This window comes from Cobetia sp. ICG0124 (genome assembly GCF_004006355.1).
Taxonomy (GTDB): Bacteria; Pseudomonadota; Gammaproteobacteria; order Pseudomonadales; family Halomonadaceae; genus Cobetia; species Cobetia marina.
Window position 1 is genome coordinate 1,511,114 of record NZ_CP024893.1, and the last position, 16,528, is coordinate 1,527,641.

A 16,528-nucleotide genomic window follows, 5' to 3' on the forward strand; every position below is an offset into this window, starting at 1 on the left:
GTGCGCGCTCTATCCGCTCTGGACAGAGGCCGGGGGTCACTGCTGGTGGATCAGTACCTGGGACTGCCACTGACGCGGCAGCTGTCGGGCACTGGCTTCCCAGCCGGCGAAGTCCTGTACCGGGCGGGCATTGGCGTACTGCTCGTTGGGCAGCAGCTTGGCGGCGATGTCTTCCGGCAGGGTCAGGTGCTCGGCACGGATCGGGCGGGCGTAACCTGCCGCCAGGTTCAGCTGGCCGGCATCTGACAGGATGTACTCACGCGCCAGCTTGGCGGCGTTCGGGTGAGCGGCATGCTTGTTGATGATGGTGGCGTAGCCCGAGGTGACGGAGGCATCCGAGGGGATGACCACCTCGAAGGTGTCGCGGTTGATCTGATCGCGATAGTTGAGCGCGTTGAAGTCCCACAGCAGTGCGACCTCCACCTCGCCCTTCTCCAGGTTGGCGATGCTCGGCTCGGCCAGTGACAGGCGTCCCTGGCGGGCCAGTTCGGCGAACACTTCCAGACCCGGCGTCAGGTCTGACTCGCTGCCGCCATTGGCGAAGGCTGCGGCCAGGATGGCGTTGTTGGCCTGGGACGCCTTGCCGACCGCGCCGACGGAGACCTTGTAATCGCCATTGGCGAGATCCGCGAAGGAAGCGGGGCGCTGATCTTCACTGACGAGTGTCTTGTTGATCATCAGGGAGATGGTGCCGGTGTAGCCCAGCATCCATTCGCCATCTTCATCCTTGGCCCAGTCGGGGATCTCGTCCCAGGTGGTCGGCTTGTAGGCTTGAGTCACGCCCTGCTTGACCGCGATGGGGCCGAAGGCGAAGCCCACGTCACCGATATCTGCCGTGGCGTTCTCGCCTTCGGCCTTGAACTTGGCGACTTCCTCGGCGGAGCTCATGTCGGTATCGCTGTGCGCGATGGAATACTTCGACTCGAGGTCTGCCCAGGTGTCCTTCCAGTTGGCCCAGCTGTCCGGCATGCCGACGCTGTCGACGCGGCCTTCTGCCTGGGCGGCCTTGAGCAGTGCTTCCGGCACTTCAGCGGCACTGACGGAGGCGCTGCTCAGCAGGGTGGCCATGAGGGCCGAGACCATCAGGCCGGCGGTACGGGGCGAGGTAGCGGTGAACGACTTCAATGACAATCCTCCCAGACGGGGTAATCAACGGATGCGCCTTGTCATGATGGACACCTTGGATGACATGCAAGTGACTCGCCAGAAATCGCTCTCTTTCGTTATCTTTCAGGAACTTCGCATGCCTTCATCATCGATCGAGCCCACAGGTGACGACGCAACTTCCCTGATGCACACTGCGGATTTGCCCGTCACCGGGCTCAAGGGCAGGCTGCTGAACCATCTTGAAGCAGCGCCGCTGCATGCCTCGCAGCGTCTGCCGTCCGAGCGTGAGATGATCGAGCGGTTCGGCACCACGCGAGTCACCTTGCGAGATGCCTTGCTGCAGCTGGAAGCGGAAGGGCGAATCTATCGCGAGAACCGCCGTGGCTGGTTCGTCTCGCCGCCGCGCCTCAGGTATGACCTGCTGGCATGTCTGCCTTTTCACGAGATGGTGCATTCGCAGCAGCGGGTCGCTTCCACCGAGGTGCTGGCCGCTCAGGAAGTTCCCGCTGATGAGGTGATCGCCCAGCGTCTGGGAATTGCACGGGGTGCCGGGGTCTATCGCATCACGCGAGTGCGGCGCATCGATGGCCGGCGGGTGCTGCACGTCTGTCATCACCTGCGACGCGACTGCTTCCCCGGCATTCTTGATTTCGACCTCTCGGCGCATTCGCTGACGACGCTCTACTTTCACCAGTACGCCATTCGCATCCGGCGCGTGAGCTTCGAGCTGGCCTCCAGCGTGTTCGACGCCGAGACGGCCGTCGCCCTGAATGCGGCACCGGGTAGCCCGGCGCAGCGCATCACGCGGATCAACTTCGATCAGAATGGCCGCGCAGTGGACTGCGATGATGAACACTGGCGTCACGATGCCATCGAGTTGACGTTATCCGCCGCACCACAACGCTAGAGGGCAATCTGGGGCCTCAGCGCATCAGCAGCGTGTCATCTATCTCGCGGAAGTGATCAGCGCTGCGCATCAGGGCGAGGGCTGTGAGTGCCTCGACGCCGTAGACACGCGTCGTGACGGCATGGCGCGCTGCGACATGCTCCAGCAGCAGGGCGAAGTCACCATCGCCTGAGGCGAGGATGATCTCGTCGACGTCGGGAGCGGCTTCCATCACATCGATCGTGATGCCGACATCCCAGTCACCCTTGGCCGAGCCATCTCCTCGCTGGATGAAGGGTTTGAGCTTGACCTCGAACCCTATCTCACGCAGGCGTTGCTGGAATTGCTGCTGCTTGGGGTCACCACGGTCAATCGCATAGGCGTAGGCATGCGTGATGCTGCCCAGGGATTCCAGTTCGGCCCACAGTCGGCGGTAATCGAATTGCCGGCCAAAGGTGTCGCGGGTGGTGTAATAGATATTCTGAACATCGATGAAGACGGCGAGGCGCGTGGGCGGGGAAGCATCAGTTGCCGGCAGCGGGATTGGAGGGCTTGGTCGGCTTGTGGCCGATGATCTGACCGCTGACGCCGGATTCAATCACTTCAACCTTGCCGCCACGATCGAGGAAGGCTTGCATCTGGGCTTCCAGCGAGGCGGATGTTTCAACAGCAGCGGGTGCTTTCTTCTTGGCAGCAGTACGAGTGTTGGCCATGCGGGACTCCGTTCCGAGACGTGAGGGGTGGAAGAGCATGATAACACGACTGCGTTTTTCCTGCTTGATCGCGTCATTTGACGGCAACACCCGAAGCTACGCACTCAAGTCCGATTCCGCCGATCTGGCGCCATGGAATTTCGAGCGCCGTCAGCCGCGCCCGGATGATGTGGCCATCGAGATCCTGTATTGCGGTGTCTGTCATTCGGACCTGCACGTCGGCCGCAATGACTGGGGCTTCACCCAGTATCCCATCGTGCCGGGTCACGAGATCGTCGGGCGAGTCACCCAGGTCGGCGATGATGTCAGCCAGTACAAGGTGGGTGACATGGTCGGTGTCGGCTGCATGGTAGATTCCTGCCGTGAGTGCAGCGCCTGTCACGAGGGGCTCGAGCAATACTGCCTCGAGGGCATGACCATGACCTACGGCAGCCCGGATCGCCACGATGGCAGCCTCACGCAAGGCGGCTATTCCGACAGGATCGTCGTCAGCGAGCGCTTCGTGGTGTCCATCCCTGACAAGCTGGACCCGGCGGTGGCCGCGCCGCTGCTGTGTGCCGGTGTCACGACCTATTCTCCGCTGCGCCACTACGGCGTGAAGTCCGGCGACAAGGTCGGCGTGATCGGCATGGGTGGCCTGGGCCACATGGGGATCAAGTTCGCCAAGGCGATGGGCTGTGAAGTCACCCTGTTCACGCGCAGTGAAGCCAAGGTAGCGGAAGCGCGCGAGAATGGCGTCGATCACGTCATCGTGTCCAGCGACGATGAGCAGATGGCCGCCGCGACCGAAACCTTCGATTTCCTGCTCGATACGGTACCGGTGCCGCACGATCTCAACCCCTACCTCAATACCCTGAAGTACGACGGTACCCATATTCTCGTCGGGCTGGTACAGGAGGTGGACCCCGCACTGCAGGGCGGCAATCTGGTCATGAAGCGTCGCGTGCTGGCGGGCTCGCTGATCGGCGGCATGCCGGAGACCCAGGAAGTGCTCGATTACTGTGCCGAGCATGACATCACCTGCGATATTGAGATGATCGACATCCAGAATATCAACGAGGCGTGGGAGCGCATGCAGCAGGGCAAGGTGAAATACCGCTTTGTCATCGACATGCAGAGCTTGAAGAACGCCTGACATGCCGGGGGCTTTCGCGTCTGTCATGTCACAAAATTGTGATGGGGTGATTCCCGATCGAGGCGAAAACGCGTATAAGAACGCGATGAAAACGCCAAAGAGAATCCAGCCGCTCATAGATGACGGACTGGTCGATGAAGTGCTTCGCCCCTTGATGAGTGGTAAGGAAGCCTCGGTCTACGTGGTGCGCTGCGGAGAAGAGATTCGCTGCGCCAAGGTCTACAAGGATGCTGCCCAGCGCAGCTTCAAGCAGGCCGTGCTCTACCAGGAAGGCCGCAAGGTACGCAACAGCCGTCGTCAGCGGGCGATGGAGAAGGGCTCCGGTTTCGGACGCGATCAGCAGGAAGCCGCCTGGCAGAACGCCGAGGTGGATGCCCTCTATCGTCTGGCCGATGCCGGTGTGCGCGTGCCTCAGCCATACGGCTGCTTTGACGGTGTGCTGCTGATGGAGCTGGTCACCGACGACGATGGCAATGTGGCACCGCGCCTCAATGATGTCTCGATGTCGGCGGAGCAGGCGCGTGAAGACCACGCCTTGATGATGCATTATATCGTTCGCATGTTGCATGCCGGCCTGGTGCACGGGGATCTGTCCGAGTTCAATGTGCTGGTCGATGACTACGGCCCGGTGATCATCGATCTTCCGCAGGCGGTGGACGCAGCGGCCAACAACAATGCCAAGAGCATGTTGGCGCGCGATGTCGCCAACATCACCGCCTACTATGCGATGTTCGCTCCGGAACTTGCCCAGACTCGCTACGCTGATGAGATATGGGCATTGTTCGAGGCCGGTGACATGGACCCGGATGTCGAGCTGACGGGTCTCTTCGAGGATGACCCCGAGGCGCCGGACGTGGATGCGCTGCTCGAGAACATCATGGCCGCCATGGAAGAGGAGCAGGAACGCAAGGCGCGTCTGAAGAGTGCCGAAGACGGCGATGATGACTAGTCAGGCGGGGTCGACGGCGTGCTGCTCGGTCTCCGGGTCGTGGCGACGGTGACGCAGCTCGATGCCCTTGAGCAGATTGCGCAGGATCTGGTCCTTGCATTCGCGGTAGTGGCGATGGTCCGGCTTGCGGAAGAAGGCGGACAGTTCCGACTTGGTGATCATCTCGAAACCGGCCAGCGCCAGCAGATCCAGCATGTCATCGTCCTTGAGCTCGAAGGCGATCTTGAGCTTGCGCAGGATCAGATTGTTGTCGAGACGCTTTTCCGGTGCGGGCTGAGCACCCTCGCGCTTGCCCCGGCGCACGTTGATCAGGCCATTGAGGAAGCTGGCCAGATCGATGTCCTTGATGCGCTGCTGGGCATCGTCGTCATCGCGCTTGAGCCAGTCACTGACCTGGGCGCGGGTGACTTCGTGGTCGGCGGCGGCGAAGGTGTTGATCATGTCGCTGTCGGAGAGATTGAGTGCGTAGCGCAGGCGACGGATGATGTCGTTGTTGGTCACGGGCGTGGGTCCGGTCTTTGAGGATGTCTTGAAGTTGCGTGGCGCGCGTCTTCTGGTTCGGGGTCAGTGCCAGCTCCGTCAGCAGCGGGAAATGATCGGAGCCGAAGGCTTCCATGCGAGCCACGCGCACCACGCTGAAATGCCGGCTATGGAAGAGGTGGTCCAACGGCCAGCGCAGCAAGGGAATGCTGGCATGGAAGGTATTGAACATGCCACGGCCGACGCGTGGGTCCAGCAGGCCGGACAGTTTGCGGAACAGGCGTGTGGTGCGAGACCAGGCCACGTCGTTGAGATCTCCCGTCACGATGATGGGCTGCTCGCTCTCGGCCACGCTCTTGGCCACGATGACAAGCTCCGCGTCTCGTTCACTGGACTCCTCGTTTTCGGTCGGGCTGGGCGGCGCGGGATGCAGGAAATGAGCGCGTATGCGATCGCCGCTCTTGAGCTCCAGATGGGCATGCATCGAGGGCACGTCATCTTCGACCAAGTAGTCGATGCTGGCGTCGTGCAGGGGCAGACGAGAATAGACATGCATGCCGTAGAGGTTGTCCAGCGGGCACTTGAGCGTATGCCGGTAGCCATGCTCCGGCTCATCTCCCTCCAGGACATCCAGGCGGCTTTCCCACCAGCCATCGGACTCCAGGGTGACGAGAACGTCGGGTTGCTCGCGCCTGACGATCGCCAGCAGGGCGTCGCTGTCGTGGTTGCTGGTCAGCACGTTGGCGGTCAACAGACGCACATGACGTGCGGGGTCACTGTGCTGCGCGACGCCCGATTCACAGCGGGCGAGCCGGGTGTAGGGAATGATCCACTGCGCCTGGTAGATGAGCCCTGCCAGTGCGATGAAAGCCAGCGTTAGCCGCAGTCCTGTCGAGAGCTCGCCGACGAGAAGGTCGGCCACCAGCAGGGCCGCCCAGAGTACCGCCAGCTGCAGGCGGGGAAAGTCCATGATGCGGACGGACCAATGCCGCAGGCGCGTGAGTGGCAGCAGGGTGAAGGCTGCCATCAGCAGTGTGAGTACGCCGAGTAGCGTGGGGATCATGGGGGCTCCGGTGACAGGAATGGGGCGGGAAATCAAACGCTCAAGCGTCAGACATGGTGGCGACATGCCTGACACTCAAGTCAGGACGCTTTACTCACGAGGCAACCCGTCGCTGACGCCAGAGACGCGCGATCCATTGCCAGCGATTGATCAGCAGGGCCATGAAGATCAGTCCGCAGCCTGTCATCTGGATCAGGGTCATGCGCTCTCCGAACCAGGCCGCCGACATCAGGGCCGCCCAGACCGCTTCGAGCATCAGGATGACCGAGGCATGGCTGGGCGTGGTCAGGCTCTGTGCGTAAATCTGCAGGAAGAAACGCAGGGTGCTGGCGATCAGAGTGCTGGCCAGAAACCAGCTCAGGATGTCGAGACTGATGCCGGCCGGCCAGCTTTCGCTGATGGCCGACAGCACCAGGCAGGTGACGCCGGTGGTCATCAGCTGGATGGCCGTCAGCGGCAGGGCCGGGATATTGCGCACCAGACGCGAATTGAAGTTGAACACCAGGGCAAACAGGCAGGCAGCCCCGAAGATGAGCCATTGTGCCGGTTCGATATGAAAGCTTTCCGTAGCGCCGGGTTGTCCCATGCCCAACAGAGCGAAACCGAGCAGGGCGGTGGGCAGGGCGATCCAGGTGCTCATCGGCGGCCTGTCCTTGAACAGCAGGCGGGCGAGCACCGGTACCATCAGAATCCCGAAACTGTTGATGAACGCGATCACGCCGAGCTGCTCGGACAGTGCCACCCCCAATGACCAGCAGGCCATGGCACCGCCAAACAGGACGCCGACTCCACTGGCGCGCAGCTTGCGAGTAGTGGAGAGCTGTCTCAGCGAGCGAGCGTCGAAGATCGCCAGGATGAGGCCTGCCAGCAGGAAGCGACTGCCGATGAACAGTAGCGGAGGCATACCGGCCATGGCTTCCTTGGAGAAGATCCAGCCTGCGGCGGCGATGATGGTGACCAGCAGAAGCAACAGATCGGCCTTGAAAGGCGAGCGTGAAGGCGTCGTCTCGGTAGTGGTGCTCATGGGGCATCATGACCATGCACCTGAGGTGACCGCTGACAGCGAAAGGCGGGTCATGCTGGCGATGTGGCTGACCGGCGGGTTCATGCTGGCGGAGGTCGTCGGCGGGCTGGTGGCGGGCTCTCTGGCCTTGCTGGCGGACGCCGGCCATATGCTCAGTGATACCGTGTCGCTGGCATTGGCGTGGGGCGCGTTTCGCCTCGGACATCGCGCAGCGACCCGCAAGCTGACCTTCGGCTATGCGCGTTTTCAGGTGCTCGCCGCGTTCGTCAATGGCCTGACATTGCTGGTCATCGGGGGCGCGATCGTGATGGCTGCCCTCAAGCGCCTGTGGCTGCCGTCTGAGGTGCTGGCAGGGCCGATGCTGGCGATTGCCGTGCTCGGACTTGTCGTCAACATCGCGGCATTCTGGATATTGCACAAGGGAGATCAGGACAATCTCAATCTTCGCGGCGCCCTGTTGCATGTCATGGGCGACCTGATGGGTTCGGTGGCGGCCATCATTGCCTCGCTGGTCATCATGACCACCGGCTGGAATCAGGCCGACCCGTTGCTGTCGATGCTCGCAGCGGTACTGATACTGCGCGGTGCCTGGTCGCTGGTGAAACGCTCGGCGCATACCTTGCTGGAAGGGACACCGGAGCAACTTGACCACGAGGAAATCCAGGCGGGTCTGCTGACACTGGAGGGAGTGGATGGCGTGCATGATCTTCATCTGTGGGGCCTGACGCCTCAATCCCCGGTTGCCAGCCTGCATGTGGTGGTGGCCGATACCGGCATTCCCGGCGAGGTGCTTGAGCGGGTCCAGGCCTATCTGCTCGATACCCATGCGATCTCGCACGTCACGGTGCAGCTGGAAGGCGAAGCCTGTCTGCAGGGCTGCGTGTCTCGTTGATGCTTCTGACGCAAGACGCCCCGCTGAAAAGCGGGGCGTTGTTGATTGCAGCCCATGGGCTCTCAGTGCTTGGCGACATAGACGGTGCGGATGTTCATGAAGGCACCGAAGCCATATTCGCTTTGCTCACGACCATAGCCGCTGCCTTTGACACCGCCGAAGGGCAGTTGGGCGAAGGGCGTGGTCGGGCGATTGACGAAGCTCATGCCGGCTTCCAGCTGACGCGAGACACGCTCGCCGCGCTCGTCGTCCTTGGCCACCACCGTGCTGCCCAGACCGTAGGGGCAGTCGTTGGCGAGCTCGATGGCATGTGCCTCGTTGTCCGCGACCACCACGGAAGCGACCGGGCCGAACAGCTCTTCATTGAAGGCTGGATTGCCCTGGGTGACGTTGGTCAGCACCGTCGGCGGATACCAGGCACCCTCGCGATCCGGAATTTCGCCACCGCATTCCAGCTTGGCGCCGGCTTTGATGGCACGCTGCACCTGATCATGCAGGTCATCGCGCAGGTCCTTGCGTGACATCGGACCGATGTCGACCCCTTCGCTGAGCGGGTCATCCATGCGCATGTCCTTCACTTTCTCGATCAGACGTCTGGAGAAGTCCTCGGCGATCGACTTGTCGACGATCAAGCGCTTGGAGGCGGCACAGCTCTGGCCGGTATTGTCGAAACGTCCGGCGATGGCGAGATCCACCGCGCGCTCGATGTCGGCGTCATCCAGCACGATCAACGGATCGATACCCCCCAGTTCCAGCACGCTGGGCTTGAGCGCCGCACCGGCCTGCTCGGCGACCTTGCGGCCTGCCTCTTCGCTGCCGGTGAGAGTCACGCCCTGCACGACAGGATCATTGATGATGTCTTCGATCATCTCCGAGCCCACCGGCAGCCAGGTGAAGACGCCATCTTCGAAACCGGCCTCGTGGAACAGCTGGGTGATCAGCTCAGCGCAACCCGGAACGTTGGAGGCATGCTTCATCAGGCAGACGTTGCCACCTGCCAGTGCCGGGGTCGCGAAGCGGATGACCTGATAGAGCGGATAGTTCCACGGCATCACGCCCAGCACTGCGCCGATGGGGTCCTTGACGATCTTGGCTCTGACGGCACCCTCGACGTCGCGCTGCTCGGTTTCCATCAACGTGGGCAGGTTGTCGGCGTAGAAACGCGCGATGCTGGAGGAGATCTGTGTCTCGCTGATGCCCTGCTGATACGGCTTGCCCATCTCATGGGCGATCAAGGTGGCAATGTCCTGCTGGCGCTGATCTATCAGATCTGCCAGTGCGTGCAGACGTTTCGCACGTTCTTCCAGCGAGAGCTGACGATATTGCGGATAGGCAGTGCGCGTCTGTTCCAGTTTCTGCTGAACCTCGTCCTTGCTCAGCGTGGCGTATTCATTGAGAACCTTGTCATTGGCCGGATTGGTCGCGGTCAGTGTCTTGTTGCTCATCTTGCCTCCCTCGCAAGCCTGCCGCACGGGCTGCCGGCATGCGACAATGGCCCTCTGGTGTCCGGGCGCGGGAAAGCGTCTCCCCCCGGGCCATCGACATGAGTGCAAGCGTCACAAGGAAGAGGAAGTCAGCGTGTTCAACAATATTCTGGTGGTGTGTACCGGCAATATCTGTCGCAGTCCGGTCGGTGAGGCACTGCTGAAGCAAGCGTTGCCGGGCAAGACGGTTCACTCGGCGGGTGTGGGCGCATTGGTCGATCATCCTGTCGAACCCACGGCGGCTAGATTCGCTCTCGAGTCCGGTCTGGAGGTTGATGGGCATCGTGCGCGGCAGGTATCGGTCGAGATGTTGACGGCGGCGGATCTGATTCTGGTCATGAGCGATGGTCATCGTCGTGCCATCAACCAGATGGCCCCGCAAGTCAGTGGCAAGACGATGATGTTCGGCCGCTGGCTGGCGGGGGGGCAGGGCGAAGAGATTCCGGATCCCTATCGCAAGAGTGAAGAGGCCTTCCGGCACGCGCACCAGAAACTCGTGGACGCTGCGGCGCTGTGGGTCAAGAAACTGTCGTAACCAAGGTCCAGCTTTTGTCGAAATCCAAAAGATGACCTGTATAGTTTTTAGAGAGAGGCTAAGTGCGATGCGCTTAGTCTCTTTTTCATGTTGGTACAGTCACCATGGGACTGATCTGCGAGTACCTCTTGATCCAAGATCCTGAAATTTTGACTGTTTCAATGGATCGAATTCTCAAGCGTGGAAGGAACGTGAATTTTTGTTACGTTCCATTCGACGCAAGGCATAACGTATCTTTGTGTAACTGATAATTTCACAAATTTACAATGGTGCCCATCCATGCGCGAACTCGATCTCCAGGCTCTTGAGCCTCGTCTGTTGCTGGATGCCGCTGCCGCCGTGACCATTGCGGAGGGCGCCGATAGTCAAGGTGATCAGGTGAAGGCCACCGGCGATGGCGCCACGCTGTCGGGAACGGAGGATTCGAGCTTCAGTCTGTCGAGTCTGAGTGTCACGGACAGTGGCAATGTGGACGATGAAGGCAACGCCACGGATGAGTACTCGCTGACGCTGAATCTGGATCAGGCAGCGGCTGATGCCGGGGCAGCCTTCGATGATGGCGGCAGCAGCTCCACGTTGACCGGTACGGCTGAGGAGATCACCGCTCAGCTCGCGAATCTCGTGGTAACTCCCGGTGCGGATTACACCGACGATATCACCTTGAGCCTGAGTCTCACGGAAACCACGGACGGCGTCGTGGATCCTGACCGAGGCAGCCTCGATTTCGTCGTCACTCTGACGCCAGTGAACGATGACCCGGTATTCGGGGACAGCGGAGCGACGGTCACGGAAGCGGGGAGTTTCACCTTCTCCATCGAGGCGCTGGGTCTGAGTGACCCGGATATCGTCAGCGGTGAGCAGGACACCGACCAGCTGATCATCGAGATCGATAGCCTGCCGTCGGGCGGCTCGCTGACGTTCAATGGTTCGCCGGTAGCGATTGGTTCAAGTTTCGATGCCGACCAGCTCGGCAAGCTGATCTATACCCATGCCGGTGGCGATGTCGCCGTCGGGGACAATGACAGCTTCGCCATCACGGTGGTGGATGGCGCGGGTGGTGAGGCCTCCAATACTCTCAATATCGAGCTGATTCCTGACAATGCCGCGCCGACCATCACGGGCGACCCGCAGCAGTTCGAGGGCGAAAATGCTCGGCTTGGCCTGAGCTACACCGATGAAGAGTCCGGCCATGCCGATGCTGCCGAGAATGCCACGGTGGAGATCACCGACCTGGGCAATCTTGCGGACCGTGGCACCCTCTACCTGGATTTCGACGAGGACGGTATCGCGGATGCGGATGAAATCATCTCCAGCCCTTCGAGCGATGCCGCCAGCTTTACCGCGGACAAGCTCCAGTACCTGTCATTTGCCCATGATGGCGATGAACCGGACGTTGATGACTTGCCCAGTTTCACCCTCAGGGTGACCGACGCCGGCGGTGGCGAAGGGGCGGGAAATGAGCTTTCCAGTGACCGCACCGTCGAGATCAGCATTCTCGAGAATGACGATGACCCGACGCTGACGCCCACCACAGAGGTGCTGGATGCCACTGGCGAGGCGGTATTGATCGATGCATCTGCCCTGAACGCGATAGATCCTGACAGCACCGATGATCAGCTGAGCTACAAGATCGAGACCTTGCCGAGCTTTGGTGAGATCCAGATTCTCAATGGGACTGACTGGGTCAAGCTGCCGGTGGGTGGCACCTTCTCGCAGGCGCAGGTCACGGCGGGCGAGGTCCGCTATCAACAGACCCTCGTGGATGGCACTGGTGGCACCGCGGACGATTTCACCTTCACGTTGGTGGATTCCGAATTCAAGGCGTTTGAAGAGGCAGGAGACGCAGGGACCTGGGGCGGTACGGATTCACCGACCGTCGGCACGCTGAATTTCCTGATTGACAATGTGGCCGGTGGCCCCGGGGAGCAGCAACAGGAGACCATCTATGCCGAAAAAGTGAACAATACCGGCGTCACCGTGAGCGAAAGCACGTCCGATCCTGCTTCCTCTGCGGTGGTCATCTCAGACGCCATGCTCAAGTATGGCGCCGAGCTGGACGGCTACGTGCTGCCTGCGACCCAGATCGTCTACACCGTGACGAACATACCGACCAACGGGACGCTGTTCCTGGATGGTCAGGCGATTTCCGACTTCGGCAGCTTCACCCAGGACGATATCGATAACGGGCTGGTCACCTTCCTGCACGATGGCAGCGAAGGTCATGAGTCCAGCTTCACGTTCACCCTCCTGCCGACGGACCTCGACAAGGATCCCGCCACGCTTGACCCCATTACTGATGTCTTCACCATCGACGCAACACCCGTCAATGATGCGCCGGTCGTGGGTAACTCGAGTGTCAGTCTGCTCGAGAAGACCGATACGACGGACGGCATCGTTCGTATCACCAATCTGGTGATGTCGGATGTGGATGGCAGTCTGGAGGATCTGGTCGGCGAGGGTGAAAGTGATGACCTCTGGTTCCAGATCACCAGCACCGAACTGAGCGGAGGATCACTCGAGGTCTGGAATGGCGACAGCTGGGAGGCAGCCTCCACCGATGTCTGGTACTCCCAGGCGATTCTGACCGCACAGGCGGATGGCCAGTCAGGGGGATTGCGTTACGTCCACGATGGTGGTGAAAGTGTCGACTCCCTGAACGACAGCTTTACATTCATCGTGCGGGATGACCTGGCAGCGCCGTCTGATACCTTCGCGACGAACTCCTCTACACCGACTGACAACGGACTCGACACCAGTGTCGTGTCCAATATCGGCAACGTCACCATTGCCGTGACGCCTTTCAATGATGCGCCGTTGATCCCGCTCACTTCCGATGCTGCGGATCAGACCGTCGTCGATGCATTCGATCAATCGTCCACCTCCGCCAACAATGTGCTGACCTTGGGGGAAGGTGAGTCTTCTGTCATCGACAACAGCCTGCTGCAAGCCGTTGATAGCGACAACACCACGCGTCAGTCGACCTTCGTGATCAAGAGCCTGCCGGAAAACGGCAATCTGACGCTGAATGGCAAGATATTGCGTGTGGGTAGCTCCTTCACGCAGGCCGATATCGACAATGGTCTGCTGGAATATGTGCACGATGGCGGGGAAACTCGCGCCGACGACTTCACCTTTACCGTCAGTGATGGGCCGCTGACGACGGAAGTCGCGACGTTCAGTATCGAGATTACACCACTGAATGATTCGCCTGAGATCGCCTCAACGCAGCCATGACCGTGACCGAAGACGGCGGCTATCAGGATATCGGCACCATCACGGTGACGGATGCCGACAGCTTCGATACCGATATCACCGCCGTGCTGAGCGTCCCGAATGGCACGTTGCAGCTCACGGATGCGGGTGATGTGACTGTCAGCAACGATGGCACTGACACCATCACCCTGGTGGGAACTCAGGAAGAGCTCGCGACCGCCTTGGCAAACGTCCAGTACCAGCCGGATGCCAATGACAATGGCACTGTGACGCTGACCGTCACCGCGACGGATACCGACCTTCATGGTGACAGCACCGCTCTCACCACGGCCGCCACCTCAGATATCACCATCACTGCCGTCAATGATGAGCCGGTACTGACGGAACCCGTGTTGATGTTTCCATTTTTGATCAGAAAGGTATCTGGTCGGATGTCGCATCCGCCGCCACGCTCACCACCACCGTCAATGCCATCAATGATGCACCGGTGCTCACTGGTAGCACGGCGCCCCAAGCCTTTGCCATCTCTGTTGCAGAGAATGATGGCGCAGGCACCGGCAGTGCCGAGGTAGCGTTGGTATCAGGCGCGTCGCTTTCGGATGTCGATACTGCCTTGGTCGGCGACAACTTCGGTGGCGGCACCATCACGGTCAGCATCGATGCGGCGACGGATGCCGATGTGTTCTCGGTCGATGATTCTCTTGATGGCTTCGCCAGCGCGACTCTGGTCAACGGCACCCTGACGGTGACGCTCGACTCCGGTACCACGGCAGCTCAGGTCTCGGCATTGATCGATTCACTGACCTACCAGAACACCAGCGATGACCCCGACACCGACACACGCGCCTACACCGTGGTCGTCAATGACGGCAACAATGATGGACTGGCCGAAATCGACGGCGACTCGCTGGCCAGCAATACGCTGACCGGCTATCTGAAAGTCGTCGACAACAACGATGACCCGGTGGCCGTGGCGGATGCCGACTCAACCGATGAAGGCGTCGCGCTGTCCACCGCTGACACTACCAGTCTGCTCGACAACGACACCGACCTGGACACGCCCACTGCCGACTTCACCATCACTCAGGTGAATGGCAACACTGCCGGAGTCGGCAGCGCTGTCTCGGGCAGCACCGGTGGATCCTTCACGGTCAACGCCGATGGCACCTGGAGCTTTGATCCGGGCGCCGATTTTGATGGCCTCACTGAAGGTGAAAGTGCCGTCACCACCATTACCTATCAGGTCAGCGATGGCGAGGGTGGTGTCTCTACCGCCACTGTCAGCGTGACCGTCAATGGTGTGGATGACATTCCCACGCTGACCCCGGACACCGGCAATGTCACCGAAGACACCAATGTGTCAGCGGATGATGAGCTGACCACCAGTGGCACGCTGGATGCTGGCACCGGTGGCGACACCGGGGAAGACAAGTTCAGCGCTGAGACCGTGACCGGCACCTACGGCGAACTGACTGTCGATGCCGATGGCAACTGGACCTACAGTGCCGACAATACTCAGTCTGTCATCCAGCAGCTCAACCTGGGTGCCACCCTGACGGATACTTTGACGGTCACCAATGCGGACGGTGTCACCCAGACCACCGTCAGCATCACCATTACCGGCGTCAATGATGCACCGGTCGCTGTGGCGGATACTGGCGTCGCCATCGCCGCGGATGGCAGTTATGTCTTTGCGCCGGGCACCGACTTCGATGATCTCGCCGTGGGTGAGGCTGCGACCACCACCGTTGCCTACACCGTGCGTGATGACAACGGCGCTGAATCCAGCAATACCCTGACCATCACTGTCACCGGCGCTCAGGATGCTCCCGGATGACCAGCCGGAAGATCAATCCAATGTCGACGGTGAGGCCATCACGCCCTTCACGGTGGCTGACGCCTTCACGGACATCGATACCACCGCAACGTTGACCTACAGCGCTGATGTGCTGCCGGCTGGCTTGTCCATCGACTCCGCTACCGGTGAAATCAGCGGCACCCTGACCAGCGATGCCTCTCAGGGCGGTGTGGAGGGTGTCTACACCATCACGCTGACCGCCACGGATGAATTCGGTGCAGATGTCAGCACCACGCTGACCTGGACCGTTGCCAACGTCGATCCTGTCGCCGAGAACGATGCTGCCTTCATTGATGAAGGTGTCGCCAGCAGCGATGCCAGCGACGTCACCGGCAATGTGCTGGGCGCGACTGGTGCCGGTGCCAATGATGAGGCCGACAGTGATGGCGGTAACGATGATGATGCTCTGATCGTCAGTGGTGTCGCCTTCGGTGCAGTGCCGGCCGCGTTCTCGTCTGCGGGTGACAGTGTGTCCGGCAACTATGGCTCCGTCGTCATTCTGGACGATGGCTCCTATACCTACAGTCTCGACAACACCGATGAGGACGTTCAAGCGCTCGCGGTCGGTCAGGTGCTCAGTGAGACCTTCACCTATCAGGTATCTGATGGACAGGGTGGCTTCGATACCGCCTTGTTGACCGTCACCATCAATGGCACCAATGATGCCCCGGTCATTGCCCTGGGCGGTGATGACAGCGCGGAGCGAATCTCTGACCGAGACAGACGATACCCTCGCCACGTCTGGCACCTTGTCAGTCAGTGATCTGGATACCTCGGACAGCGTCACGCCGAGTGTCGAATCCGTGGCCACGACCGGCGATGTCGATGGCCTGAGCGATGCCGACCTGCTGGGCATGCTCTCCGTCGATGCCGATGCGATCATCGATGGCGTCAGCCAATGAGGGCACCCTGAATTGGGACTTCGATAGCTCGAGCGTCGCTGGTGAAGCCTTCGATCACCTCGCCGTCGGCGAAAGCCTGGTGCTGGATTACACCGTCCTCGTGACTGACAGCCAGGGTGCGACCGCCGAGCAGGTCGTCTCGATCACCATCAATGGCACCAACGATGCACCGATCATTGCCATCGAAGGTGATGACTCCGTTTCCGCTGCACTGACCGAGTCTGTTCTCTGCGGACAATCTGCCGGACGGAATCGCGATTGATCCGACCACCGGTGAGATCAGCGGC

The 16,528-nt window shown here is 60.7% G+C and carries 18 protein-coding genes; 11 read left to right on the forward strand and 7 right to left on the reverse strand.

All coding sequences use genetic code 11. From position 1 onward, the window contains the following. Window positions 1-36 precede the first annotated feature (36 nt). Window positions 37-1,125 (reverse strand): extracellular solute-binding protein, encoded by a 1,089-nt coding sequence (locus CU110_RS06960; protein ID WP_240499713.1) that lies wholly within the window; start codon window positions 1,123-1,125, stop codon window positions 37-39. A gap of 166 nt (window positions 1,126-1,291) precedes the next feature. On the opposite strand from CU110_RS06960, the gene CU110_RS06965 reads away from it, so the two are divergent. After that, window positions 1,292-2,014 carry a UTRA domain-containing protein gene (locus CU110_RS06965; protein WP_084209689.1) on the forward strand — a complete coding sequence of 241 codons (723 nt, stop codon included), beginning with the start codon at window positions 1,292-1,294 and terminating at the stop codon, window positions 2,012-2,014. Between the two features lie 16 nt (window positions 2,015-2,030). Here CU110_RS06965 and CU110_RS06970 read toward each other — a convergent pair whose 3' ends face one another. Both CU110_RS06970 and CU110_RS06975 read right to left on the reverse strand, forming a co-directional pair. Next, window positions 2,031-2,591 carry an NYN domain-containing protein gene (locus CU110_RS06970; RefSeq protein ID WP_346427174.1) on the reverse strand — a complete coding sequence of 187 codons (561 nt, stop codon included), beginning with the start codon at window positions 2,589-2,591 and terminating at the stop codon, window positions 2,031-2,033. Then, window positions 2,518-2,706, reverse strand: a complete 189-nt coding sequence (locus CU110_RS06975) for a hypothetical protein (protein ID WP_077375800.1) — start codon at window positions 2,704-2,706, stop codon at window positions 2,518-2,520. The genes CU110_RS06970 and CU110_RS06975 overlap by 74 nt, the downstream gene beginning before the upstream one ends. A gap of 37 nt (window positions 2,707-2,743) precedes the next feature. Between CU110_RS06975 and CU110_RS06980 the strand changes: the two genes are divergently transcribed. Together CU110_RS06980 and CU110_RS06985 are read left to right on the forward strand one after the other, a co-directional pair. Next, on the forward strand, window positions 2,744-3,841 hold the full coding sequence (locus tag CU110_RS06980) for an NAD(P)-dependent alcohol dehydrogenase (protein ID WP_127735124.1): 1,098 nt from the start codon (window positions 2,744-2,746) through the stop codon (window positions 3,839-3,841). Window positions 3,842-3,926: 85 nt separating this feature from the next. Next, window positions 3,927-4,790 carry a PA4780 family RIO1-like protein kinase gene (locus tag CU110_RS06985; protein ID WP_084208521.1) on the forward strand — a complete coding sequence of 288 codons (864 nt, stop codon included), beginning with the start codon at window positions 3,927-3,929 and terminating at the stop codon, window positions 4,788-4,790. Here CU110_RS06985 and CU110_RS06990 read toward each other — a convergent pair whose 3' ends face one another. The 3 genes from CU110_RS06990 to CU110_RS07000 form a co-directional block, all read right to left on the reverse strand. Next, window positions 4,791-5,231 (reverse strand): DUF1456 family protein, encoded by a 441-nt coding sequence (locus tag CU110_RS06990; RefSeq protein ID WP_346427175.1) that lies wholly within the window; start codon window positions 5,229-5,231, stop codon window positions 4,791-4,793. Beyond that, window positions 5,176-6,333, reverse strand: a complete 1,158-nt coding sequence (locus CU110_RS06995) for an endonuclease/exonuclease/phosphatase family protein (RefSeq protein ID WP_127735127.1) — start codon at window positions 6,331-6,333, stop codon at window positions 5,176-5,178. The genes CU110_RS06990 and CU110_RS06995 overlap by 56 nt, the downstream gene beginning before the upstream one ends. 94 nt (window positions 6,334-6,427) lie before the next feature. Beyond that, window positions 6,428-7,357 carry a DMT family transporter gene (locus CU110_RS07000; RefSeq protein ID WP_084208522.1) on the reverse strand — a complete coding sequence of 310 codons (930 nt, stop codon included), beginning with the start codon at window positions 7,355-7,357 and terminating at the stop codon, window positions 6,428-6,430. A gap of 52 nt (window positions 7,358-7,409) precedes the next feature. Here CU110_RS07000 and CU110_RS07005 point away from each other — a divergent pair, with 52 nt between their 5' ends. Further along, window positions 7,410-8,249: a cation diffusion facilitator family transporter gene (locus CU110_RS07005; protein ID WP_240499716.1), complete on the forward strand. Its 840-nt coding sequence runs from the start codon at window positions 7,410-7,412 to the stop codon at window positions 8,247-8,249. Between the two features lie 62 nt (window positions 8,250-8,311). On the opposite strand, the gene CU110_RS07010 is transcribed toward CU110_RS07005, so the two are convergent. Further along, on the reverse strand, window positions 8,312-9,694 hold the full coding sequence (locus CU110_RS07010; protein WP_084208524.1) for an NAD-dependent succinate-semialdehyde dehydrogenase: 1,383 nt from the start codon (window positions 9,692-9,694) through the stop codon (window positions 8,312-8,314). A gap of 133 nt (window positions 9,695-9,827) precedes the next feature. Here CU110_RS07010 and CU110_RS07015 point away from each other — a divergent pair, with 133 nt between their 5' ends. The 7 genes from CU110_RS07015 (at window position 9,828) to CU110_RS07040 (ending at window position 16,503) form a co-directional block, all read left to right on the forward strand. Next, window positions 9,828-10,268 carry a phosphotyrosine protein phosphatase gene (locus tag CU110_RS07015; protein WP_077375822.1) on the forward strand — a complete coding sequence of 147 codons (441 nt, stop codon included), beginning with the start codon at window positions 9,828-9,830 and terminating at the stop codon, window positions 10,266-10,268. 279 nt (window positions 10,269-10,547) lie between these two features. Beyond that, complete coding sequence (locus CU110_RS07020) at window positions 10,548-13,502, forward strand: cadherin-like domain-containing protein (RefSeq protein ID WP_127735130.1); 2,955 nt, start codon at window positions 10,548-10,550, stop codon at window positions 13,500-13,502. Window positions 13,503-13,546: 44 nt separating this feature from the next. Then, a complete protein-coding gene (locus CU110_RS07025; protein WP_127735133.1) occupies window positions 13,547-14,053 on the forward strand; it encodes a hypothetical protein in 507 nt (168 codons plus the stop codon). Window positions 14,054-14,094: 41 nt separating this feature from the next. After that, entirely contained in the window at window positions 14,095-15,318 is a 1,224-nt protein-coding gene (locus tag CU110_RS07030; RefSeq protein ID WP_127735136.1) for a VCBS domain-containing protein, read from the forward strand. Beyond that, on the forward strand, window positions 15,305-16,102 hold the full coding sequence (locus tag CU110_RS07035; RefSeq protein WP_127735138.1) for a putative Ig domain-containing protein: 798 nt from the start codon (window positions 15,305-15,307) through the stop codon (window positions 16,100-16,102). The genes CU110_RS07030 and CU110_RS07035 overlap by 14 nt, the downstream gene beginning before the upstream one ends. Further along, window positions 16,089-16,241: a hypothetical protein gene (locus CU110_RS15720; protein ID WP_164850299.1), complete on the forward strand. Its 153-nt coding sequence runs from the start codon at window positions 16,089-16,091 to the stop codon at window positions 16,239-16,241. The genes CU110_RS07035 and CU110_RS15720 overlap by 14 nt, the downstream gene beginning before the upstream one ends. Further along, the gene (locus CU110_RS07040; protein ID WP_164850300.1) at window positions 16,225-16,503 is read left to right on the forward strand and encodes a VCBS domain-containing protein; all 279 of its coding nucleotides are present in this window, start codon (window positions 16,225-16,227) and stop codon (window positions 16,501-16,503) included. The genes CU110_RS15720 and CU110_RS07040 overlap by 17 nt, the downstream gene beginning before the upstream one ends. Window positions 16,504-16,528 lie beyond the last annotated feature (25 nt).